Annotated in this window: 22 protein-coding genes and 2 tRNA genes; 16 read left to right on the top strand and 8 right to left on the bottom strand. The window is 65.8% G+C overall.

The window, feature by feature from the left end; genetic code table 11:
• Positions 1 to 19: 19 nt before the first annotated feature.
• The 5 genes from EV683_RS12535 to tgt form a co-directional block, all read right to left on the bottom strand.
• Entirely contained in the window at positions 20 to 340 is a 321-nt protein-coding gene (locus tag EV683_RS12535; protein WP_131863004.1) for a hypothetical protein, read from the bottom strand.
• Between the two features lie 121 nt (positions 341 to 461).
• A complete protein-coding gene (gene secF, locus EV683_RS12530; protein WP_131863003.1) occupies positions 462 to 1,397 on the bottom strand; it encodes a protein translocase subunit SecF in 936 nt (311 codons plus the stop codon).
• A gap of 45 nt (positions 1,398 to 1,442) precedes the next feature.
• The gene (secD, locus tag EV683_RS12525) at positions 1,443 to 3,284 is read right to left on the bottom strand and encodes a protein translocase subunit SecD (protein WP_066613501.1); all 1,842 of its coding nucleotides are present in this window, start codon (positions 3,282 to 3,284) and stop codon (positions 1,443 to 1,445) included.
• 48 nt (positions 3,285 to 3,332) lie between these two features.
• The gene (yajC, locus tag EV683_RS12520; protein ID WP_066613502.1) at positions 3,333 to 3,650 is read right to left on the bottom strand and encodes a preprotein translocase subunit YajC; all 318 of its coding nucleotides are present in this window, start codon (positions 3,648 to 3,650) and stop codon (positions 3,333 to 3,335) included.
• Positions 3,651 to 3,813: 163 nt separating this feature from the next.
• Entirely contained in the window at positions 3,814 to 4,929 is a 1,116-nt protein-coding gene (tgt, locus tag EV683_RS12515) for a tRNA guanosine(34) transglycosylase Tgt (protein WP_131863002.1), read from the bottom strand.
• A 157-nt stretch (positions 4,930 to 5,086) separates the two neighbouring features.
• Between tgt and EV683_RS12510 the strand changes: the two genes are divergently transcribed.
• The 13 genes from EV683_RS12510 (at position 5,087) to EV683_RS12450 (ending at position 14,906) form a co-directional block, all read left to right on the top strand.
• Positions 5,087 to 5,163 (top strand) — tRNA-Val (locus tag EV683_RS12510).
• A 183-nt stretch (positions 5,164 to 5,346) separates the two neighbouring features.
• The gene (gene thrS, locus EV683_RS12505) at positions 5,347 to 7,251 is read left to right on the top strand and encodes a threonine--tRNA ligase (RefSeq protein ID WP_131863001.1); all 1,905 of its coding nucleotides are present in this window, start codon (positions 5,347 to 5,349) and stop codon (positions 7,249 to 7,251) included.
• Positions 7,252 to 7,286: 35 nt separating this feature from the next.
• Positions 7,287 to 7,805, top strand: a complete 519-nt coding sequence (gene infC / locus EV683_RS12500) for a translation initiation factor IF-3 (protein ID WP_082824212.1) — start codon at positions 7,287 to 7,289, stop codon at positions 7,803 to 7,805.
• Positions 7,806 to 7,957: 152 nt separating this feature from the next.
• Positions 7,958 to 8,155: a 50S ribosomal protein L35 gene (gene rpmI / locus EV683_RS12495; RefSeq protein WP_066613513.1), complete on the top strand. Its 198-nt coding sequence runs from the start codon at positions 7,958 to 7,960 to the stop codon at positions 8,153 to 8,155.
• An 11-nt stretch (positions 8,156 to 8,166) separates the two neighbouring features.
• The gene (gene rplT / locus EV683_RS12490; protein WP_066613516.1) at positions 8,167 to 8,526 is read left to right on the top strand and encodes a 50S ribosomal protein L20; all 360 of its coding nucleotides are present in this window, start codon (positions 8,167 to 8,169) and stop codon (positions 8,524 to 8,526) included.
• A 154-nt stretch (positions 8,527 to 8,680) separates the two neighbouring features.
• Positions 8,681 to 9,664: a phenylalanine--tRNA ligase subunit alpha gene (gene pheS, locus EV683_RS12485; RefSeq protein ID WP_066613519.1), complete on the top strand. Its 984-nt coding sequence runs from the start codon at positions 8,681 to 8,683 to the stop codon at positions 9,662 to 9,664.
• Positions 9,665 to 9,682: 18 nt separating this feature from the next.
• Positions 9,683 to 12,046, top strand: a complete 2,364-nt coding sequence (gene pheT, locus EV683_RS12480; protein WP_131863000.1) for a phenylalanine--tRNA ligase subunit beta — start codon at positions 9,683 to 9,685, stop codon at positions 12,044 to 12,046.
• A gap of 85 nt (positions 12,047 to 12,131) precedes the next feature.
• The gene (locus tag EV683_RS12475) at positions 12,132 to 12,434 is read left to right on the top strand and encodes an integration host factor subunit alpha (RefSeq protein ID WP_066613530.1); all 303 of its coding nucleotides are present in this window, start codon (positions 12,132 to 12,134) and stop codon (positions 12,432 to 12,434) included.
• Positions 12,415 to 12,762, top strand: a complete 348-nt coding sequence (locus EV683_RS12470; protein WP_066613532.1) for a MerR family transcriptional regulator — start codon at positions 12,415 to 12,417, stop codon at positions 12,760 to 12,762. The genes EV683_RS12475 and EV683_RS12470 overlap by 20 nt, the downstream gene beginning before the upstream one ends.
• 29 nt (positions 12,763 to 12,791) lie before the next feature.
• A tRNA-Pro gene (locus tag EV683_RS12465) sits at positions 12,792 to 12,868 on the top strand.
• A gap of 188 nt (positions 12,869 to 13,056) precedes the next feature.
• The gene (cysK, locus tag EV683_RS12460; protein ID WP_131862999.1) at positions 13,057 to 13,989 is read left to right on the top strand and encodes a cysteine synthase A; all 933 of its coding nucleotides are present in this window, start codon (positions 13,057 to 13,059) and stop codon (positions 13,987 to 13,989) included.
• 66 nt (positions 13,990 to 14,055) lie between these two features.
• Positions 14,056 to 14,505, top strand: a complete 450-nt coding sequence (locus EV683_RS12455) for a hypothetical protein (protein WP_066613536.1) — start codon at positions 14,056 to 14,058, stop codon at positions 14,503 to 14,505.
• Positions 14,502 to 14,906 (top strand): YchJ family protein, encoded by a 405-nt coding sequence (locus tag EV683_RS12450; protein WP_066613537.1) that lies wholly within the window; start codon positions 14,502 to 14,504, stop codon positions 14,904 to 14,906. The genes EV683_RS12455 and EV683_RS12450 overlap by 4 nt, the downstream gene beginning before the upstream one ends.
• Before the next feature lie 132 nt (positions 14,907 to 15,038).
• Here EV683_RS12450 and EV683_RS12445 read toward each other — a convergent pair whose 3' ends face one another.
• Together EV683_RS12445 and dcd are read right to left on the bottom strand one after the other, a co-directional pair.
• Positions 15,039 to 15,530: a glutathione peroxidase gene (locus EV683_RS12445; protein WP_066613062.1), complete on the bottom strand. Its 492-nt coding sequence runs from the start codon at positions 15,528 to 15,530 to the stop codon at positions 15,039 to 15,041.
• A gap of 247 nt (positions 15,531 to 15,777) precedes the next feature.
• Entirely contained in the window at positions 15,778 to 16,350 is a 573-nt protein-coding gene (gene dcd / locus EV683_RS12440; RefSeq protein ID WP_131862997.1) for a dCTP deaminase, read from the bottom strand.
• A 131-nt stretch (positions 16,351 to 16,481) separates the two neighbouring features.
• Here dcd and bfr point away from each other — a divergent pair, with 131 nt between their 5' ends.
• Together bfr and EV683_RS12430 are read left to right on the top strand one after the other, a co-directional pair.
• A complete protein-coding gene (bfr, locus tag EV683_RS12435; RefSeq protein ID WP_066613069.1) occupies positions 16,482 to 16,955 on the top strand; it encodes a bacterioferritin in 474 nt (157 codons plus the stop codon).
• A gap of 59 nt (positions 16,956 to 17,014) precedes the next feature.
• Positions 17,015 to 17,953, top strand: a complete 939-nt coding sequence (locus EV683_RS12430; protein WP_131862996.1) for a dihydroorotate oxidase — start codon at positions 17,015 to 17,017, stop codon at positions 17,951 to 17,953.
• 165 nt (positions 17,954 to 18,118) lie between these two features.
• On the opposite strand, the gene EV683_RS14320 is transcribed toward EV683_RS12430, so the two are convergent.
• Positions 18,119 to 18,376: a hypothetical protein gene (locus EV683_RS14320; RefSeq protein WP_066613072.1), complete on the bottom strand. Its 258-nt coding sequence runs from the start codon at positions 18,374 to 18,376 to the stop codon at positions 18,119 to 18,121.
• A 181-nt stretch (positions 18,377 to 18,557) separates the two neighbouring features.
• Here EV683_RS14320 and EV683_RS12420 point away from each other — a divergent pair, with 181 nt between their 5' ends.
• Positions 18,558 to 19,997 carry an aminotransferase-like domain-containing protein gene (locus EV683_RS12420; protein ID WP_165916835.1) on the top strand — a complete coding sequence of 480 codons (1,440 nt, stop codon included), beginning with the start codon at positions 18,558 to 18,560 and terminating at the stop codon, positions 19,995 to 19,997.
• The last annotated feature ends 474 nt before the right edge of the window (positions 19,998 to 20,471 follow it).

The following is a 20,471-nucleotide window of genomic DNA, read 5'->3' as shown; positions in this document are numbered from 1 at the left end:
CCGAGCCGGCGACAGGCGCTCAGTCTAGCTCGACGACGCGGTAGATTTCCCACTTCTGCGTGCCCGACACGATGTAGGGCTCGAGCCCCTTGCTCCACGCCTTGTGCGCGTCGATGCGGGCGAGCTGTTCCCAGGCGGCGCCCAGCGCGGCGAGGTCCTCGACGAGGATCTCGGACTGGATCGTCGACTCACGCACGCCGACCGAACCGTTGAGCAGCCGAGCGTTGGCCGGCGTCCAGCCGACCTGCGAGCCGATCTCGCGCAGCCAGCGTTTCATTTCCTCGACGACGAGCGGCTTGTAGCCGAAGCGTGCGTCTATGCTCCAGCGGGCGACCATCATTTCCGTTCTCCTTCGGGTGTTGCGGCACTCGAAGCGTAGACCATCGGCGCGCCACCAGAGGCGGTCGCGCCAAGAAAAACCCCCGCACGGGCGGGGGTTCGGTCTGCGGGCGGTACGGGGTTCAGACCACCGCTTCCTGCTTGGACTTGGGCGGCTTGATCATGTGCTCGCGCTTGATGCCGAGCGCCAGCGCGATCGGGCTGGCGACCAGCACCGACGAGTAGATGCCGAACACGATGCCGATGGTCAGCGCGATCGCGAAGCCGTGCAGCGCCGGGCCGCCGAACACCAGCATCGACAGCACCATCGCCTCGGTCGAGCCGTGGGTGATGATGGTGCGGCTCATCGTCGAGGTGATCGCGTTGTCGATCACCTCGGCGACGCTCTTGTTGCGCATCGCCGGCTTGCGGAAGTTCTCGCGGATCCGGTCGAACACGACCACCGATTCGTTGACCGAGTAGCCGAGCACCGCCAGCACGCCGGCCAGCACGGTCAGCGAGAATTCCCACTGGAAGAGGGCGAAGCAGCCGAGGATGATCACCACGTCGTGCATGTTGGCGATGATGGCGGCGACCGCGAAGCGCCATTCGAAGCGCAGCGCCAGGTAGAGCATGATGCCCAGGCAGACGATGGTGATCGCGGTCAGGCCGTGCTCGACCAGTTCCGCGCCGACGCTGGGGCCGACGAACTCGACCTTCCGGAGTTCGAGCTGGCCGCCGTCGGCCTTGAGCGCGCCCATCACTTGGTTGGACAGCTGGGCGCTGGTGACGCCCGGCTTGTTCGGCAGGCGGATCAGCACGTCGCGGCTGGTGCCCAGGCTCTGCACCGTCGCCTCGCCCAGGCGCAGCGTGCCGACCTGTTCGCGTATCTTCGGCAGGTTGGCCGCCTGCGCGTACTGCACCTCCATCACCGTGCCGCCGGTGAATTCGACGCTGAAATTCAGGCCGCGGGTGACGAGGAAGAACACCGCCAGCACGAAGGTGAGGAGCGAGATGGCCGTGGTGAGCTTGCCGTAGCTCATGAACGGGATGTCCCGCTTGATTCGGAAAAACTCCATGGTGTGCCCTTGCGAGTGCGGGCCGGACGCGCCGGCCCGTCTGACTTATTGGTTCGGTTTCCAGACCTGGCCGATCGACAGCGAGGCCAGGCGGCGACGACGGCCGTACCACAGGTTCACGAAGCCGCGCGACACCAGCACCGCCGAGAACATCGACGACAGGATGCCGAGGCAGTGCACGACGGCGAAGCCGCGCACCGGGCCGGAACCGAAGATCAAGAGCGCGAGGCCGGCGATCAGCGTGGTGATGTTCGAGTCGACAATCGTCGCCCACGCGTGCTGGTAGCCGGCCTGGATGGCCGACTGCGGCGGCACGCCGTTCCTGAGCTCCTCGCGCACGCGCTCGTTGATCAGCACGTTGGCGTCGATCGCCATGCCGAGCGTCAGCGCGATCGCCGCGATGCCGGGCAAGGTCAGCGTCGCCTGCAGCATCGACAGCATCGCGACCAGCACCAGCAGGTTCACGCCCAGCGACAGCGCCGAGATCACGCCGAACACGCGGTAGTAGATCACCATGAAGACGACGATGGCGGCGAAGCCCCACAGCGTCGAGTTGAAGCCCTTCTCGATGTTCTCCTTGCCGAGGCTCGGGCCGACGGTGCGTTCCTCGATGATGGTCATCGGCGCGGCCAGCGAGCCCGCGCGCAACAGCAGCGCGACGTCGTTGGCCTCGGCCGGGTTCATGCTGCCGGAAATCTGCACGCGGCCGCCGCCGATCTCGCTGCGGATCACCGGCGCGGTGACGACCTCGGCCTTGCCCTTCTCGACCAGGATCATCGCCATGCGGCGGCCGATGTTCTCGGCGGTCACCTGGCGGAAGATCGACGCGCCGGTCGAATCGAGGTTGATGTGCACCGCCGGCGCGCCGTTCTCGTCGAAGCCGGCCTGCGCGTCGTTGATATTGTCGCCGGTCAGCTCGACGTCGCGCTTGACCAGGATCTTGCTCGGGCCGCGCGACGTCAGTTCGTCCAGCAGCTCGTAGCCGGCCGGCACGACGCCGGCCTGCGCGTCGGCCATCAGCGCCGGGTCGTCCTCGACGAGGCGCACCTGCAGCGTCGCGGTACGGCCGAGGATGTCCTTGGCCTTGGCGGTGTCCTGCACGCCCGGCAGCTGCACGACGATGCGGTTCGGGCCGGCCTGCTGGATCACCGGTTCGGCCACGCCCAGTTCGTTGACGCGGTTGTGCAGCGTCGAGATGTTCTGCTTGACCGCGTCGCCCTGGATGCGGGTGATCTCCTCGGGCTTGAGCGCGAGGGTCAGCGTGAACGCGTCGGCGTCCTCGCTCATCGTCAGCGAGGGCAGGGTACGGGCGAGCGCGTCGGCGGCGGCCTTCAGGGTCTGGGCGTCGCGCAGCTGGACGACGAGGGCGTTGCCGCTGCGCTTGATCGCGCCGTAGCGGATCTTCTGCGCCTTCAGCTCGCGGCGGATGTCGCCGCTGTAGCGTTCGACGGTCTTGTCGATCGCGGCCTTCATGTCGACTTCCAGGAGGAAGTGCACGCCGCCCCTCAGGTCGAGGCCGAGGAACATCGGGTGCGCCCCGAGCCGGGTCAGCCAGCCAGGCGACGAGGACAACAGGTTCAACGCGATGATGTAGCTGTCGCCCAGCTCGGCCTGGATCGCGTCGCGGGCCTTGATCTGGGTGTCGGGGTCGCGGAAGCGGACCTTGAGGCTGTTGCCGTCGAGGAAGAGGCCGTCCGGCGTCAGGTTCTTGGCGGCCAGCGCGGTTTCCACCCGGCCCATCAGCGCGGTATCGACCGGGATCGACTGGCGCGAGCTGGAGATCTGCACCGCCGGCGACTCGCCGAAGAAGTTGGGCAGCGTGTAGATCGTCGAAACGATCAGCGCCAGCCCGATGATCAGGTATTTCCAGAGCGGGTAGCGGTTCATGACGGTTCTTGAATGCGACGGGGCCGCCCGTGGGGCGGCCCCGCGAGGTTACAGGGACTTCAGCGTGCCTTTTTCCAGCTTGCCGGCGACGGCGCTGCGCTGCACCTGGATTTCCACGCCGTTGGCGATCTCGACGGTCAGGAAGGCTTCGCCGACCTTGGTCACGCGGCCGGCGACGCCGCCCTGGGTGACGACCTCGTCGCCTTTTTCCAGCGCCGTCAGCATCTTCTGGTGTTCCTTCATCTTCTTCTGCTGCGGACGGATCAGCAGGAACCAGAAGACCGCGAAGATCGCGATCATCGGCAGGAAACCCATCAGGTCGAGGCCGGCGGTGCCGTTGGCCGCGTAGGCGGGGGTAATGAACATCGTGTCGCTCCCTTGTTGAAACTTGGAATGGTATTTGGCTTTCGGCAAAACAGGGGTGTAACCGAACGCGGCATTCTAGCCATACGACATGGCTTTTCCAACCGCGCCGCGCGCCGCCGGCTCGGCCAACCCTGCAAGACCGGCACGCTTGGCCGAGGTTCCCTCAGCGCACGCCGCGTGCGCGGTTCTCGTGGAACTGGGCGCGGAAGTCGTCGAAGCGGTCTTCCTCGATCGCGCGGCGGATCTGGCGCATCAGCTCCTGATAGTAATAGAGGTTGTGGATGGTGTTCAGCCGCGCGCCGAGAATCTCGCCGACGCGGTGCAGGTGGTGCAGGTAGGCGCGGCTGAAGTTTTTGCAGGTGTAGCAGCCGCACTCCTCGTCGAGCGGGCGCTTGTCGTCCTTGTAGCTGGCGTTCTTGATCTTGACGTCGCCCCACTGCGTGAAGATCCAGCCGTTGCGCGCGTTGCGGGTCGGCATCACGCAGTCGAACATGTCGACGCCGTTGGCCACGCCGTGCACCAGGTCCTCGGGCGTGCCGACGCCCATCAGGTAGTGCGGCTTGTCGGCCGGCAGCATGTCCTTCAGTTCGGTCAGCATGCGGTACATCTCGGGCTTGGGCTCGCCGACCGACAGGCCGCCGATCGCGATGCCGTCGAAGCCGATCTGCATCAAGCCGTCGAGCGACTCCTGGCGCAGGTCGGTATACAGGTTGCCCTGTACGATGCCGAACAGCGCGTTCGGATTGTTCAGGTCGTCGAAGGCGCGGCGCGAGCGTTCGGCCCACCTGAGGCTCATCTGCAGCGAGGAGCGCGCGGTCTTGTGGTCGACCTGGCCCGGCGTGCACTCGTCCAGCTGCATCACGATGTCCGAGTTGAGCACGGTCTGGATCTTCATCGAGATCTCGGGGGAGAGGAACAGCTTGTCGCCGTTGATCGGACTCTGGAAGGTGCAGCCTTCCTCGGTCAGCTTTCTCATGTCGGACAGGCTGAACACCTGGAAGCCGCCCGAGTCGGTCAGGATCGGCTTGTCCCAGCCGATGAAGCCGTGCAGGCCGCCGAACTGCTCGACGATCTCGAGCCCGGGGCGCAGCCACAGGTGGAAGGTGTTGCCGAGGATGATCTGGGCGCCGATCTCTTCCAGCTCCAGCGGACTCATCGCCTTGACCGAGCCGTAGGTGCCGACGGGCTGGAATACGGGGGTTTCCACTACCCCGTGATTGAGGACCAGCGTACCGCGACGGGCGCCGCCGGAGGTCTTGTGAACGGTAAATTGCAGCATCGTGAAAAAATTTTCGGCGTCAAAAAGTAGAAAAATCAGCGCGCTAGTATAACCGATCCGACTTTGCGCGCATTTTTTTGCAAAAAGTGCTTGCCAGCCTGGAACGACATCGCTAATATTCGGGTCCTGTCTTCACGACAACAACGCGAAAGACAACAGGCACGTAGCTCAGTTGGTTAGAGCACCACCTTGACATGGTGGGGGTCGTTGGTTCGAATCCAATCGTGCCTACCAGAATTCTCGCAAGGAATACAAAAATGGCGTTTCGAACTACCATCACCCTGATCGGTTAAATCGGGCCACGGGTGTTCCTTGTAAAAAAAGAAGTGCGGCTCGGGCCGCACTTTTTTTTTGTCTTTTTCCGGCCCGATCGCTCGATAGCGCCCGCGCGCCGCCGTTTCCTGCCTTGGAGTTGATATGCCCGATATTCGTCTGCCCGACGGTTCCATCCGTTCCTTCGACGCGCCGGTCACGGTCCACGATGTGGCCGCCTCGATCGGCGCGGGTCTGGCGCGCGCCGCGCTGGCCGGCAAGGTGAACGGCCAGCTGGTCGATACCTCTTATCTGATCGAGGGCGACGCCGACCTCGCCATCGTCACCGACAAGGACGCCGACGGCCTGTCGATCATCCGCCACTCGACCGCCCACCTGCTCGCGTACGCGGTCAAGGAGCTGTTCCCCGAAGCGCAGGTGACCATCGGGCCGGAGATCGAGAACGGCTTCTACTACGACTTCGCCTACAAGCGCCCGTTCACGCCGGAAGACCTGGTCGCCATCGAGAAAAAGATGGCCGAGCTGGCCAAGAAGGACATCCCGGTCGAGCGCTACGAACTGCCGCGCGACGAGGCGATCGCCTACTTCAAGTCGATCGGCGAGGCGTACAAGGCCGAGATCATCGAATCGATCCCGCAGGGCGAGGTGCTGTCCCTCTATAAGGAAGGCGGCTTCACCGACCTGTGCCGCGGCCCGCACGTGCCGTCGACCGGCAAGCTCAAGGTGTTCAAGCTGATGAAGGTGGCCGGCGCCTACTGGCGCGGCGACAGCAGGAACGAGATGCTGCAGCGCGTCTACGGCACTGCGTGGGCGAAGAAGGAAGACCTCGAGGCCTACCTGCACCTGCTCGAAGAGGCCGAGAAACGCGACCACCGCAAGCTCGGCAGGCAGCTCGACCTGTTCCACCTGCAGGACGAGGCGCCGGGCATGGTGTTCTGGCACCCGAAGGGCTGGAGCCTGTGGCAGAGCATCGAGCAGTACATGCGCAAGACGCTGACCGAGGCCGGCTACCAGGAAATCAAGACGCCGATGGTGATGGACCGCGTGCTGTGGGAGAAGTCCGGCCACTGGGACAACTACCGCGACAACATGTTCACCACCGAGTCGGAAAAGCGCGACTACGCGGTCAAGCCGATGAACTGCCCGGGCCACGTCCAGGTGTTCAACCAGGGGCTGCGCTCCTATCGCGACCTGCCCTTGAGGTTGGCCGAGTTCGGCGCCTGCCACCGCAACGAGCCCTCGGGCGCGCTGCACGGCCTGATGCGCGTGCGCGGCTTCGTCCAGGACGACGCGCACATCTTCTGTACCGAAGAGCAGATCAACGCTGAGGCGCAAGCCTTCAACGAGCTGACGATGAAGGTGTACAAGGAGTTCGGCTTCGACAACGTCGCGATCAAGCTGAGCTTGCGCCCCGAGAAGCGCGCCGGTTCCGACGAGGTGTGGGACAAGGCCGAGCAGGGCCTGCGCGACGCGCTGGCCGCCTGTGGCGTGTCGTGGGAAGAGCTGCCGGGCGAGGGCGCCTTCTACGGTCCGAAGATCGAGTACCACATCAAGGACGCGCTCGGCCGTTCGTGGCAGTGCGGTACCTTGCAGCTCGACTTCGTGCTGCCGGAGCGCCTCGACGCCGAATACGTCGCCGAGGACAACACCCGCAAGCGCCCGGTGATGCTGCATCGCGCGATCCTCGGTTCGCTCGAGCGCTTCATCGGCATCCTGATCGAGAACCACGCCGGCGCCTTCCCGCTGTGGCTCGCGCCGGTGCAGGCGGTGGTGATGAATATCACCGAGGCGCAGGCCGATTATGCGACCGAAGTGGCACAAGCGCTGAAAAAACAAGGCTTCCGCGTCGAGCTCGACTTGAGGAACGAGAAGATCGGCTATAAAATCCGCGAACACAGCCTGCAAAAGTTGCCGTACCAGATCATCGTCGGCGACAAGGAAAAAGCGGGGCAACTCGTGGCCGTACGCGCGCGCAACGGCGAGGATCTGGGTCAGATCACGCTCGATGCGCTCTTCGACCGCCTCAATGGCGAGCGATCGTCGCACTGAGCGGCGGCCCGTCAATCTGAACAGGAGTACTAGCTATAGCTCAGGAACGCGAAGCGCGGATCAACGGTGAAATCACCGCGCGCGAAATCCGTCTGATCGGCGCCGAAGGCGAACAACTCGGCATCGTCAGCTTCCGTGAAGCCATCGCCTTGGCCGAGGAAAAAGACGTCGATCTGGTCGAAATCTCGCCGACGGCCCAGCCGCCGGTTTGCAAGCTGATGGACTACGGCAAGTTCAAGTACGAACAGTCGAAAAAGCGCCACGAGGCCAAGCAAAAGCAGAAGCAGATCCAGATCAAGGAAATCAAATTCCGTCCCGGCACTGACGACGGCGACTACAACGTCAAGCTGCGCAACCTGATCCGCTTCCTCACGGAAGGCGACAAGGCCAAGGTGACCTTGCGCTTCCGCGGTCGCGAGATGGCGCACCAGGACATCGGCCTGCAGCTCCTGAAGCGTGTGGAAGCCGACCTGGCCGAGGTGGGCACGGTCGAGCAGTTCCCCCGTCTCGAAGGTCGCCAGATGGTGATGATGATTGCCCCGAAGAAAAAATAATCGGGTATAATCATGGACTTCAACACGGCAGGGTGACCTGCCGTGTCGATTTTGTGGCGGTCAAACGCCGCATCAGAAGCGGGGCGTAGCGGTTTCAAGCGGTGCGAGCCCACCCTACGCCGGATCTAAGAAATTTCAGCAGGAGCTTTTCCATGCCGAAGATGAAAACCAAATCGAGTGCCAAGAAGCGCCTGAAGGTGCTGGGCAGTGGTGGTGTGAAGCGCGGTCACGCGTTCAAGCGTCACATTCTCACCAAGAAGACCACCAAGAACAAACGCCAGCTGCGTGGCACGTCGATGGTCGACGCCACCAACATGGCTTCCGTTCGCGCAATGCTGCCCTACGCCTAAGGAGTTAAACGATGCCTCGTGTAAAACGCGGTGTAACCGCTCGCGCCCGTCATAAGAAGGTCCTTGCCCTGGCGAAAGGCTATCGCGGCCGTCGCAAGAACGTCTATCGCATCGCCAAACAGGCGGTGATGAAAGCCGGTCAGTACGCTTACCGCGACCGTCGTCAGCGCAAGCGTCAGTTCCGTCAGCTGTGGATCGCGCGTATCAACGCCGCGGCCCGCGAAAACGGTCTGCCGTACAGCAAATTCATGAACGGCCTGAAGAAAGCCGACATCCAGATCGACCGCAAAGTGCTGGCCGACCTGGCGGTGTTCGACAAGCCGGCTTTTGCCCAGATCGTGGCTCAGGCCAAGGCCCAACTGGCCGCCTGATCGCAAGACGATCCAAGGGGAGGCGTCTTCGCCTCCCTTTTTTTATGCTCGGCCCGCCCAAGGTTGGCCGGGCCCCGCAACGCCAGAGCGCTGACCCGACGCCGTTCGTGCGCGACGCCGTCCGGTCAGTCCTCTCATCTACACGGTTGCCGACATGAATAATGTGGACGCGATTCTGGAAGCCGGCCGTGCCGCCCTCGCGGCGGCGGCGGATCTCAACGAACTCGAGCTCGTCAAGGCGCGCTATCTGGGCAAGAGCGGTGAACTGACCGAACTCTTGAAACAGCTGGGCAAGCTCGCCCCCGAGGAGCGCAAGGCCGCCGGCGCGACGATCAACGCCGCCAAGCAGGCCTTCGAGGCCGATCACAACGCGCGCCGCGACGCGCTGAACGCCGCCAGGTTGGCCGAGCAGCTAGCCGCCGAGTCGCTCGACGTCGGCCTGCCGGGCCGCGGCAGCCTGCCGGGCGGCCTGCACCCGGTGACGCTGACGCTCGAACGCATCACCGAACTGTTCCGCACGCTCGGCTTCGAAGTGGCCGACGGTCCCGAGATCGAGACCGACTTCCACAACTTCCAGGCGCTCAACATTCCGGAAAACCATCCGGCGCGCGCGATGGCCGACACCTTCTACGTCGAGGGCGGCGACGTGCTGCGCACGCACACCTCGCCGATCCAGGTGCGCCACATGCTGGACAACCCGCCGCCGATCAAGATCATCGCGCCGGGCCGCGTCTACCGCGTCGACTCCGACGCGACGCACTCGCCGATGTTCCACCAGATGGAGGGCCTGTGGGTCGACGAGGGCGTCAGCTTCGCCGACCTGAAGGCGACCGTCACCGACTTCCTGCGCCGTTTCTTCGAGCGCGACGACCTGCAGGTGCGTTTCCGCCCGTCGTTCTTCCCGTTCACCGAACCGTCGGCCGAGATCGACGTGCTCGGCGAGCGCGGCTGGCTCGAGGTCGGCGGTTGCGGCATGGTGCACCCGAACGTGCTGCGCAACGTCGGCATCGACCCGGAAAAATACACCGGCTTCGCCTTCGGGATCGGGCTGGATCGTTTCGCGATGCTGCGTTTCGGCGTCAACGATCTGCGCCTGTTCTTCGATAACGATCTTTCTTTCCTCAAGCAATTCAACTGATCGCGGGCGGAGCGGAACATGAAATTCTCTGAAAACTGGTTGCGTCGCTGGACCTCGCCGGCGATCGACTCGGACGCGCTGTCGCATCTTCTGACGATGGCCGGCCTCGAAGTGGAAGAAACCGAAGCGGCCGCGCCGGCCTTTACCGGCGTGGTGGTCGCCGAGGTCAAGGAAGTCGTCAAGCACGAGAACGCCGACCGCCTGCGCGTCACCAAGGTCGACGTCGGCACCGGCGAGCTGGTACAGATCGTTTGCGGCGCGCCCAACGTCGCCGTCGGCCTGAAAGTGCCGTGCGCGCTGCCGGGCGCGGTGCTGCCGGGCGACTTCAAGATCAAGCCGACCAAGATGCGCGGCGTCGAATCGGGCGGCATGCTGTGCTCCGGCAAGGAGCTGGGCGTGCCCGACGAGGTCGACGGTCTCCTGGTGCTGCCGGCCGACGCGCCGGTCGGCGTCAGCATCCGCGATTATCTCGAGCTCGACGACACCCTCTTCACGCTGAAGATCACCCCGAACCGCGCCGACTGCCTGTCGATCAAGGGCATTGCGCGCGAAGTGGCCGCGCTGACCGGCGCGCCGCTCGCCGTCGAGGCGATCGAACCGGTCGCCCCGTCGATCGACGACACCTTGCCGGTGAAGATCGACGCGCCGGCCGCCTGCGGCCGCTACCTCGGTCGCGTGATCCGCGGCGTGAACCCGGCCGCGCCGACGCCGGCCTGGATGCGCCAGCGCCTCGAGCGCTCGGGCCTGCGCTCGATCTCGGTGCTGGTCGACGTCACCAACTACATCCTGCTCGAGCAGGGCCAGCCGATGCACGCCTTCGATCTGGCGAAGATCGAAGGCGGCATCGTGGTGCGCATGGCGCGCGACGGCGAGACGCTGGTCTGCCTGAACGAGAAGGAAGTCACCCTCGCCGCCGACACGCTGGTGATCGCCGACGAAGGCAAGGCGCTGGCGATCGGCGGCGTGATGGGCGGCCTCGAATCGAGCGTCACCGACGCGACCGTCGACATTTTCCTCGAGTCGGCGTTCTTCGCGCCCGACGCGATCGCCGGCCGCGCCCGCGCGCTCGGCTTCGGTTCCGATTCGTCGTTCCGCTTCGAGCGCGGCGTCGACTTCGACCTGGCGCGCGATGCGATCGAACGCGCCACCCGCCTGATCGTCGACATCGCAGGCGGGCAGGCCGGCCCGGTCACCGAGGCGCTCGGCCAACTGCCGGCGCGCAACACCGTCAAGGTGCGCACCGCGCGCGTCAACAAGGTGCTGGGCCTGAGCTTGTCCGGCGACGAGATCGCCGCGATCTTCGCGCGTCTCGGACTTACAGCCTCGGCCAACTCTGAGGGCTTCGACGTCGCCGCGCCGAGCTTCCGCTTCGACATCGAGATCGAGGAAGACCTGATCGAGGAAATCGCGCGCGTGTTCGGCTACGATGCGATCCCGGCCGACGCGCCGCGCGCGCGACTGGCGATGCTGCCGCTGCCGGAACACCGCCTGCCGCGCGAAGTGGTGCGCCGCAAGCTCGTCGCGCGCGACTTCCAGGAAGTGGTGACCTACGCCTTCGTCGAAGAGAAGTGGGAAGCCGACTTCGCCGGCAACGCGAACCCGGTCAAGCTGATCAACCCGATCGCCAGCCAGATGAGCGTGATGCGCTCCAGCCTGGTCGGCGGCCTGGTCGACGTGCTGTCCGGCAACCTCGCGCGCAAGCAGCCGCGCGTGCGTGTGTTCGAACTGGCGCGCGTGTTCCTCAAGCAGGAAGACGGCAGCGTCGATCAACCCGAACGCATCGCCGGCCTCGCCTGGGGCCCGCGCCAGCCCGAGCAATGGGCGGCCAAGGCCGAGCGCGTCGACTTCTTCGACGCCAAGGGCGACGTCGAGGCGCTGCTGTACCCGCGCGTCGCCGAATACGCGCGCGCCGAGCATCCGGCCTTCCATCCGGGCCGCTGCGCGAGCGTCGCGCTCGACGGCCGCGTGGTCGGCTACGTCGGCGAACTGCACCCGCGCTGGGTGCAGGCCTACGACCTGCCGAGCGCGCCGGTGCTGTTCGAACTCGACCTCGACGTGGTGCTGGCCAGCGAAATGATCCGCGCCAAGCCGGTGTCGAAGTTCCAGGCGGTGCGCCGCGACCTGGCGCTCGTCGTCGACGAGGAGGTCGGCGTCGCCGCGATGCAGGCGTCGTTCCGTCGCGTCGCGCCGGCGATCGTCACCGATATCGCGCTGTTCGACGTCTACCGCGGCAAGGGCGTGCCCGAGGGCAAGAAGAGCCTCGCCTTCGGCGTGAAGCTGCAGGACGTGGCCAAGACGCTGACCGACGAGGAAATCGACGCCGCGATCGCCGCCTTGCTCGCCGCCGTCGAAGCCGACCACGGCGCGGCGCTCCGCCTGTAAACTGTTGATTTGACTGGCGGAGGCTGCCCGGATGGCCGGCTCCGCCGTTGCGTTCCATTGCTAGTTGCTGTATTAAGGGGTAGTCATGACTTTGACGAAAGCCGAGTTGGCCGACCTGCTGTTCGACCTGGTGGGTTTAAACAAGCGCGAAGCCAAGGACATGGTCGAGACGTTCTTCGAGGAAATTCGCACCGCGCTCGAGGAGGGCGACAGCGTGAAGTTGTCCGGCTTCGGCAATTTCCAGCTGCGCGACAAGCCGCAGCGCCCGGGCCGCAATCCGAAGACCGGCGAAGAAATCCCGATCACCGCACGCCGCGTGGTGACTTTCCACGCCAGTCAAAAACTCAAGGGAATGGTTGAACAGCACCATGCCGACAAACAAGCCTGAGTTGCCGCCGATTCCGACCAAGCGCTACTTCACCATCGGTGAGGTCGCCGCGCTGGCGGCGGTCAAACCGCACGTGCTGCGCTACTGGGAGCAGGAGTTCTCCGAGCTCAAGCAGGTCAAGCGCCGCGGCAACCGCCGCTACTACCAGCACCACGAGGTGCTGCTGGTGCGGCGCATCCGCGGGCTGCTGTACGACGACGGTTTCACCATCAGCGGCGCACGCCAGCGGCTGAACGACGGCGAGCCGGCACCGGCAACCGCGCAGGAGGTGCGTCGCGAACTGGAGGCCATCCTCGACTGGTTGAACGCCGGGATTGGCAAATCCTGAATCGCACGGTATAATTTTCTTTCTTGAGTCGGAGTGTGGCGCAGTCTGGTAGCGCACCTGCATGGGGTGCAGGGGGTCGAAGGTTCGAATCCTTTCACTCCGACCAAAAAATTACGAAAAAGCCGCTTTTTAGCGGCTTTTTTCATTTCTAGCGCTTTTCTCATTTTCTTTTGGCGAACGTGGCATATTTGCCGATTTTATTCCAAGCGGACCATGCGGGCGCTTGGACGTGCGCGTCGCCGCGTTTACGATAGCTGTTTCGGCACTCCCGCCAGGCATAAGGAAAACGAAGTCATGCGCATCGCCAACAGCGTCACCGACCTGATCGGCAACACCCCGTTGGTCAAGCTCAACCGCGTTACCGAGGGCTGCGTCGCCACCGTGGTGGCCAAGCTCGAGTTCTTCAATCCGGCGCACAGCGTGAAGGACCGCATCGCGGTGGCGATGATCGACGCGGCCGAAAAGGCCGGCAAGATCGGGCCGGATACCGTCATCGTCGAGCCGACCTCGGGCAACACCGGCATCGGTCTGGCGATGGTGTGCGCGGCGCGCGGCTACAAGCTCGTCATCACCATGCCCGAGACGATGAGCCGCGAGCGCCGCATGCTGCTCAAGGCCTACGGCGCCGAGCTGATCCTGACCCCGGGCCCGGACGGCATGGGCGGCGCGATCGCCAAGGCGCGCGCGCTGGTCGAGGAACAGCCGGACGTCTACTTCATGCCGCAGCAGTTCGAGAACGCGGCCAACCCCGAGATCCACCGCCACACCACCGCCGAGGAGGTGTGGAACGATACCGACGGCGCGGTCGACCTCTTCGTCGCCGGCGTCGGCACCGGCGGCACCGTCACCGGCGTCGGCGAAGTGCTCAAGGCGAAAAAGCCGGGCGTGAAGGTCGTCGCGGTCGAGCCGGACGCCTCGCCGGTGCTGTCCGGCGGCGCCAAGGGCCCGCACCCGATCCAGGGCATCGGCGCCGGCTTCGTGCCGCCCATCCTCAACACCGGCGTCTACGACGAGGTCGTGCGCGTCAAGAACGACGACGCCTTCGCCACCGCGCGCGCGATGGCGAGCCAGGAAGGCCTCCTGGTCGGCATCTCGTCCGGCGCCGCCGTGTGGGCGGCGATCGAGTTGGCGAAGCGCCCCGAAAACGCCGGCAAGCTGATCGTCGTCGTGATCCCGTCGTTCGGCGAGCGCTACCTGTCGACCGCGTTGTTCGAGGACCTCGCCTGAGCGCCGCTTCACATTCGTTTAGCAAATCGGCTTGACCCGCCCGGCGCCGCCGGGCATTTTTATTGCATGAACAAGACCACGCTCCTCGCGGCGCTCGTCGCCGCCACGCTGTCGGCCTGCACGGTGGTGCAGTTGCCGGGGCTCGGCCAACCTGCCGCGTCGGCGAGCTCGCCGCAGGCGGACGTCGACGCCATCCTCAACGAGGCCAACCGCCTCGCGCTCAAGGTGCGCGACGGCGAACTCGACAAGGTCGAGGCCGCCGACGCGCTGAACGCCTTCCGCCTCAAGCGCGTCGGCCGCAACCCGGTCGACGACGATACCTTCGCCACCTACCGTGCCGTCACCGTCGCGCGCGAGTCGGGCAAGCTGTCGGCGCAGGCCGCGCAGGCGCGCATGCGCGCCAAGCTGGCCGAATGGCAGCGCGGCTGGCAGAGCATGCCGAACCGGCCGCGCAACCCGGCCTTCACCAACTACCTGATGCGCGTGTTCGGCCTGCCGCCGCTGGGGGCGTCGTGAGCAGGCGTCCCGCTCCCGACTGCCCGTGCGGCAGCGGCCGCCGCTACGACGCCTGCTGCGGCGTCTACCACGCCGGCGCCGCCGCGCCGACCGCCGAGGCGTTGATGCGCTCGCGCTACAGCGCCTACGCGCTCGGCCTCGAGGACTACCTGCTGGCGAGCTGGCACCCGGACACCCGTCCTGCCTCGCTCGACCTGGCTGCCGACGCCGGCCGTGTCAAATGGGTCGGGCTGGAGATCGTCTCGACCGAAGCCGGAGGGGAGGGCGACGAGGTCGGCACGGTCGCTTTCATCGCCCGCTACAAGGTCGGCGGTCGCGCCGAGCGTCTGAGCGAGACCAGCCGCTTCGCGCGCGTCGCCGGTCGCTGGACCTATCGCGACGGCGACGTCGCCGGCGGCTGATTCCCGCCGTTCCGGGGACGAGCGCGATCGCCACAAGAAAACGGCTCGGCCAACCCTCGAGGGTTGGCCGAGCCGTTTGCGCTGGCAGGGACGACGGTTAAGGCGCGGCGCCGCCGCGCCCTCCCGCCGGCTTCAGCCGAGCAGTTTCTCGATCCGCGCGGCGAGTTTTTCCGGCGGCGTCTGCGGCGCGTAGCGGGCGACGACGCGGCCGTCGCGGTCGACCAGGAACTTGGTGAAGTTCCACTTGATGCGCCGCGAACCGAGCAGGCCCGCCTTGCTCGCGCTCAGCCAGCGCCACAGCGGGTGGGCGTTCGGACCGTTGACGTCGAGCTTCTCGCTGACGGGGAAGCTGATGCCGAAATTCCGTGCGCAGAAGGCGGCGATCTCGCCGGCGCCGCCCGGCTCCTGCTGCCCGAACTGGTTGCACGGGCAAGCGAGCACCGTCAGCCCGCGCTCGCGGTAGCGGCGGTAGAGCGCCTCCAGCGCCGCGTATTGCTGGGTGAAGCCGCAGCGGCTGGCGGTGTTGACCACCAGCACCACGCGGCCGGCGAAGTGCGCGGGGTCGAGCGGGCGGCCGTCGAGCGCGGACAGGCGGGAAAGGTGGTCGGCGAGGCGTTCGGGCATGGCGGTACGCGGCAATGTGGACGATGCCGGCATTGTAGGGCCGGCCGATCGGCCGTCGGAAAAAAAAGGAGCGCTGCGGCAAGGGGGAACCGCAACGCCCCAAAGAAACAGCTGATAACCCTGAATGCCTCGCGGCACATGTTCATGTTAGTTCAGCTTCATGGCGCCCGCCGACAAAATCGCGGCCCGCCGCGGGGCATGAAAAAACCGCCTTGCGGGCGGTTCGTCGCGGGCGGGAGCGGGCGGCTCAGGGACGCGGCAGCGTCACGCCGCTCTGGCCCATGTACTTGCCGGCGCGGTCCTTGTACGACACGTCGCATACCTCGTCGGATTCGAAGAACAGCACCTGCGCGACGCCTTCGTTGGCGTAGATCTTGGCCGGCAGCGGCGTGGTGTTCGAGAATTCGAGCGTCACGTAGCCCTCCCATTCCGGCTCGAACGGCGTGACGTTGACGATGATGCCGCAGCGCGCGTAGGTCGACTTGCCCAGGCACACGGTCAGCACTGAGCGCGGAATGCGGAAATATTCGACGGTGCGCGCCAGCGCGAACGAGTTCGGCGGGATGATGCAGTAGCCCTTGCCCGACACCTCGACGAAGGAGTTCGGGTCGAAGTTCTTCGGGTCGACGATGGTGCTGTTGATGTTGGTGAATACCTTGAACTCGTCGGCGCAGCGGATATCGTAGCCGTAGCTCGAGGTGCCGAAGGAGATCACCTTGTCGCCGTCGGCCGAGGTCTTGATCTGGTTCGGCTCGAACGGCTCGATCATGCCTTGCTCTTCGGCCATGCGGCGGATCCACTTGTCGGACTTGATGCTCATTCGTTGACTTTCGGGGGCAAATCGCAATCCCGGATTGTACCCGCGGCGGCGAAGCGGACGCCAGCCGTCTTATAATGGGGGCCGGGCCGTGCCCGCGCCCGTTTTGCCCCGTCGAACAATAAAGGAAACCCATGCAAGGTCATCCGCAGATCATCGCCGCCCTCAACGAGCTGTTGGCCGAGGAGCTGTCCGCCGCCGACCAGTACTTCATCCACGCCGAGATGTACGAGGACTGGGGCTTCAAGAAGCTGTTCGAGCGCATCAACCACGAGCGCGAGGACGAACTCGAGCACGCGCGCGCGCTGATCCGCCGCATCCTGTTCCTCGGCGGCAAACCGGACGTCGCGCGCCGCGTGCCGATCAAGGTCGGCGCCGACGTGCCCGAGATGCTGGCCTTCGACCTCGAGGTCGAATACCGCGTCGCCGGCGCGCTCAAGGACGTGATCGCGCTGTGCGAGGCCGAGAAGGACTACGTGACGCGCGACCAACTGATGGTACTGCTCGAGGAAACCGAGAACGACCACGCGCACTGGCTCGAACAGCAGCTCAAGCTGATCGCGCTGACCGGCCTCGCCAACTACCAGCAGAGCCAGACCGGCGCGTAAGGCGCGGCTGCGCTAAAATGGCGCGTTCGACTTCTTCACCGCATTTTTCCGAGGCCTTCATGGACATCGATCTTTCCGTCTCCTGGCTCGGGCTTGAAATGACGAGCCCGCTTTACAACGCGTCCGGCGTGATGTGCCGCAGCGTCGAGGACCTGGAGGCGATGCGCACCTCCAATTCTGGCGCGCTGATCACCAAGAGCTGCACGCTCGAGCCGCGCGAGGGCAACCCGGAGCCGCGCTACTTCGTGACCCCGCTGGGCAGCATCAACTCGATGGGCCTGCCGAACTACGGCTACCAGTACTACCTCGACTACGCCGAGAAGTACGACTACGCCAACAACAAGCCGCTGTTCATCTCGATCTCGGGCATGTCGCTGGCCGACAACCTGACCATCATCAAGGCCTTCCACGAGCGCGCGCTGCCGTGCATCCTGGAAGTGAACCTGTCCTGCCCGAACCTGCCGGGCAAGCCGCAGCTCGGCTACGACCTGCCGGCCGCGCAGCACGCGCTGGAAAAGATCTGCGAATTCTACGACCGCCCGTTCGGCGTCAAGCTGCCGCCGTACTTCGACGTGTCGCACTTCGATCAGGCGGCCGAGGTGTTCAACAAGTTCGACCTGCTCAAGTACGTCACCTGCATCAACTCGGTCGGCAACGGCCTGGTGATCGACGTCGACGCCGAATCGGTGGTGATCAAGCCCAAGGACGGCCTGGGCGGCCTGGGCGGCGACTACGTGCTGCCGACCGCGCTGGCCAACGTGCGCGAGTTCGTGCGCCGTCTGCCGGGCAAGCAGGTGGTCGGCTGCGGCGGCGTCAAGAGCGGCCGCGAAGCCTTCATGCACATCCTGGCCGGCGCGACCGCGGTGCAGGTCGGCTCCTGCCTGTACGAGGAAGGCGTCGGCGCCTTCGACCGCATCGCGCAGGAACTGAAGGACCTGATGGCCGCCAAGGGCTACCAGAAGCTGTCCGACTTCCGCGGCAAGCTCAAGACGCTGTAAGCGGTTGGCAAGGTTGGCCGAGGCTCGGCCAACCTGCTGGCAAAAAAGCGCCCCTGTCCGGCTTGCCGGCAGGGGCGTCGTCCATGGCGCGGTTCCGGGTGGTGGTGTCGGGGCCGCGCCGCGGGACGGAGTCCCGGCGCTGCGGCCGGGGAGGGGAGGCTGGGGTCAGGCGAGGCGGCCGAGCGCGCCGATGAGGCGCGCGAACGCCGGTGCTGTCGTCTCGGCCAGCCGCAATTGCAGCGGGCCGCCGAGCGCCTCGACCACCGCGCCGGCCGGATCGCCGACGTCGAGCGCGAAGCCGCAGCGCAGCTTCACGTCCTGGCCGTGCTGGGTCAACCAGCCGAAACCGCCGACGCATTCCCAGCGGCTGCCGGCGGGCAGGCGGACGACTTCCCCGGGGTTCAGGCTGACTTGGGTATGCATGGCGTGTCTCCTGGCGACAGGTGAGCGGTACAGTCAGTTTAGAAACCGGTTTGTTGGCGTAACAGATACAGCTTTTGCCAATCTGAACCGCTAAACTACGGTACAGATAGCCACTGTACCGCTCGCGCGGGTGCCGAATTGTGCCTGAACGCCACCGGCCCCATGCGGCAAGATGCGAATCATGAAAGCCGATACCCTTCCGCTCTACGAGAAAGTCGCCGACGAAATCGCCGGCATGATCGCCTCCGGCACCTTCCGCGCCGGCGAGCGGCTGCCGTCGCTGCGCGAGGTGCGCGCGCGCCGCCAGGTCAGCATGACCACGGTGCAGGAGTCGTTCCGCCTGCTCGAGGACCGCGGCCTGATCGAGGCGCGGCCGCAGTCGGGCTTCTTCGTGCGCGCGCGCTCGCCTGCGCCGCCGGCGGTATCCTGCCCGTGCCCCGAGCCGCAGCCGGTGGTCACCGACGCGCTGATGTGGCGCTACCTGCGCTACGTCGCCACCTCCGCCGGCGAGACCAGCTTCGCCTGCGCGACGCCGGCGGCCGAGCTCTTTCCGGCGCGCTCGCTCAACAGCCTCCTTGCGCAGGTGATGCGCCGCCAGTCCGGCCTGCTGGCCGACTACGGCCGCAGCGACGGCCTGCCCGAGCTGTGCCGCCAGATCGCGCGGCGCACGCTAGACTGGGGCCACGCGCTGTCGGCCGACGACGTGCTGATCACCAACGGCTGCATCGAGGCGCTCAACTTGTGCCTGCAGGCGGTGACGCAGCCGGGCGACGTGGTCGCGATCGAGTCGCCGTGCTACTTCGGCGTGCTGCAGCTGCTGGAAAGCCGCGGCCTGAAGGGACTGGAGATCCCGACCGACCCGGTCACCGGCATGTCGCTCGACGCGCTCGACGTCGCGACCCGCTCGGGCGAGGTGAAGGCGGTGATCGTGGTCGGCAACTTCAGCAACCCGCTGGGCGCGCTGATGCCCGAGGAGCACAAGCGCCGGCTGGTGTCCATGCTCGAGGAGCGCCACATCCCGCTGATCGAGGACGACGTCTACGGAGACTTCTACTTCGGCCGCGAGCGGCCCGTGCCGGCCAAGGCCTTCGACCGCAGCGGCAACGTGCTGTACTGCACCTCGTTCACCAAGCAGGCGCTGCCGGGGCTGCGCGTCGGCTGGGTCGCCGGCGGCCGCCATCACGCGCAACTGCAGATGCAGAAGTTCTCGCTGAGCTACTGCACGCCGCCCTTGATGCAGGCGGTGACCGCCGAATTCCTCGCCGCCGGCGGTTTCGACCGCCACATGCGCCAGCTGCGCCGCACCTTGTGCCGCCAAGTGCGCGAGACGCTGGCGGTGGTGCAGGATGCTTTTCCCGAAGGCACGCGGTTGGCCGAGCCGCAGGGCGGCTTCCTGTTGTGGCTGGAGTTGCCGGAGGGGGCCGACAGCCGCGCGCTGTTCGACGCGGCGCTCGCAGAGGGCATCGGCTTCACGCCGGGCCCGCTGTTCTCGCCGGGCGACGGCTTCTCGCGCTGCCTGAGGCTGTCGTGCGGTCATCCGCTGACCGCGCGGCGCGAGAAGGCGCTGCGACGACTGGGCGAACTGGCGCGTCGGCAGCTGGGGGGGCTAGAAGGGGGGTAAAGAGCGGCGCTCGCCATCGCCGGTTTTGCGCGCGCTTCGGGCGTGCTTGAGCTTGGCCGAGCCGTGAGCCGCCCGTTCGTTTTGCCGCAACCGTACCGGGCGCTCCCGTTTGGGGGGGGCGCCGGCGCGGTCGTGCTCGGCCAAGCTGGAGCCGGGGCTCAGTCCAGCCAGACGAAGCCGGCGAGAATTTCGTACAGGGTGTCCTGCCAGCGTGCTTCGGTGCTCATCGCGCTCTCCTGTCGGGGTGTACAGTCAGTATCGTGCGATTTCATTGGTTTTAAAAATTAAAAATATACCTATGGTTGATTTTGCTAATCAATTGTGGCGATAAAAAGCCGCAGCAGCGTCGCGCGGTCCTGCGGCTTTTCCAGGCCGGAGCCTTAGAGTCGCTAACAAAACCTACTTGATGCCGGCAGTGTGAAGCCCCATCTGGCCGGCATGAAGCGAAGTGTCGTCAGCCAGAAGCTCTGGAAA

The sequence above is a fragment of the Crenobacter luteus genome (assembly GCF_004345725.1).
Classification (GTDB): Bacteria; Pseudomonadota; Gammaproteobacteria; order Burkholderiales; family Chromobacteriaceae; genus Crenobacter; species Crenobacter luteus.
The sequence above is the reverse complement of the archived record's forward strand: the minus strand, read 5'-3'. Positions and strand labels throughout refer to the sequence as shown.

What these genes read in the sequence shown, in the direction of transcription:
- EV683_RS12535 (WP_131863004.1), bottom strand. Translation starts at nt 340, where the DNA reads ATGATGGTCGCCCGCTGGAGCATAGACGCACGCTTCGGCTACAAGCCG.
- secF (WP_131863003.1), bottom strand. Translation starts at nt 1,397, where the DNA reads ATGGAGTTTTTCCGAATCAAGCGGGACATCCCGTTCATGAGCTACGGC.
- secD (WP_066613501.1), bottom strand. Translation starts at nt 3,284, where the DNA reads ATGAACCGCTACCCGCTCTGGAAATACCTGATCATCGGGCTGGCGCTG.
- yajC (WP_066613502.1), bottom strand. Translation starts at nt 3,650, where the DNA reads ATGTTCATTACCCCCGCCTACGCGGCCAACGGCACCGCCGGCCTCGAC.
- tgt (WP_131863002.1), bottom strand. Translation starts at nt 4,929, where the DNA reads ATGCTGCAATTTACCGTTCACAAGACCTCCGGCGGCGCCCGTCGCGGT.
- thrS (WP_131863001.1), top strand. Translation starts at nt 5,347, where the DNA reads ATGCCCGATATTCGTCTGCCCGACGGTTCCATCCGTTCCTTCGACGCG.
- rpmI (WP_066613513.1), top strand. Translation starts at nt 7,958, where the DNA reads ATGCCGAAGATGAAAACCAAATCGAGTGCCAAGAAGCGCCTGAAGGTG.
- rplT (WP_066613516.1), top strand. Translation starts at nt 8,167, where the DNA reads ATGCCTCGTGTAAAACGCGGTGTAACCGCTCGCGCCCGTCATAAGAAG.
- pheS (WP_066613519.1), top strand. Translation starts at nt 8,681, where the DNA reads ATGAATAATGTGGACGCGATTCTGGAAGCCGGCCGTGCCGCCCTCGCG.
- pheT (WP_131863000.1), top strand. Translation starts at nt 9,683, where the DNA reads ATGAAATTCTCTGAAAACTGGTTGCGTCGCTGGACCTCGCCGGCGATC.
- EV683_RS12475 (WP_066613530.1), top strand. Translation starts at nt 12,132, where the DNA reads ATGACTTTGACGAAAGCCGAGTTGGCCGACCTGCTGTTCGACCTGGTG.
- EV683_RS12470 (WP_066613532.1), top strand. Translation starts at nt 12,415, where the DNA reads ATGCCGACAAACAAGCCTGAGTTGCCGCCGATTCCGACCAAGCGCTAC.
- cysK (WP_131862999.1), top strand. Translation starts at nt 13,057, where the DNA reads ATGCGCATCGCCAACAGCGTCACCGACCTGATCGGCAACACCCCGTTG.
- EV683_RS12455 (WP_066613536.1), top strand. Translation starts at nt 14,056, where the DNA reads ATGAACAAGACCACGCTCCTCGCGGCGCTCGTCGCCGCCACGCTGTCG.
- EV683_RS12445 (WP_066613062.1), bottom strand. Translation starts at nt 15,530, where the DNA reads ATGCCCGAACGCCTCGCCGACCACCTTTCCCGCCTGTCCGCGCTCGAC.
- dcd (WP_131862997.1), bottom strand. Translation starts at nt 16,350, where the DNA reads ATGAGCATCAAGTCCGACAAGTGGATCCGCCGCATGGCCGAAGAGCAA.
- bfr (WP_066613069.1), top strand. Translation starts at nt 16,482, where the DNA reads ATGCAAGGTCATCCGCAGATCATCGCCGCCCTCAACGAGCTGTTGGCC.
- EV683_RS12430 (WP_131862996.1), top strand. Translation starts at nt 17,015, where the DNA reads ATGGACATCGATCTTTCCGTCTCCTGGCTCGGGCTTGAAATGACGAGC.
- EV683_RS14320 (WP_066613072.1), bottom strand. Translation starts at nt 18,376, where the DNA reads ATGCATACCCAAGTCAGCCTGAACCCCGGGGAAGTCGTCCGCCTGCCC.
- EV683_RS12420 (WP_165916835.1), top strand. Translation starts at nt 18,558, where the DNA reads ATGAAAGCCGATACCCTTCCGCTCTACGAGAAAGTCGCCGACGAAATC.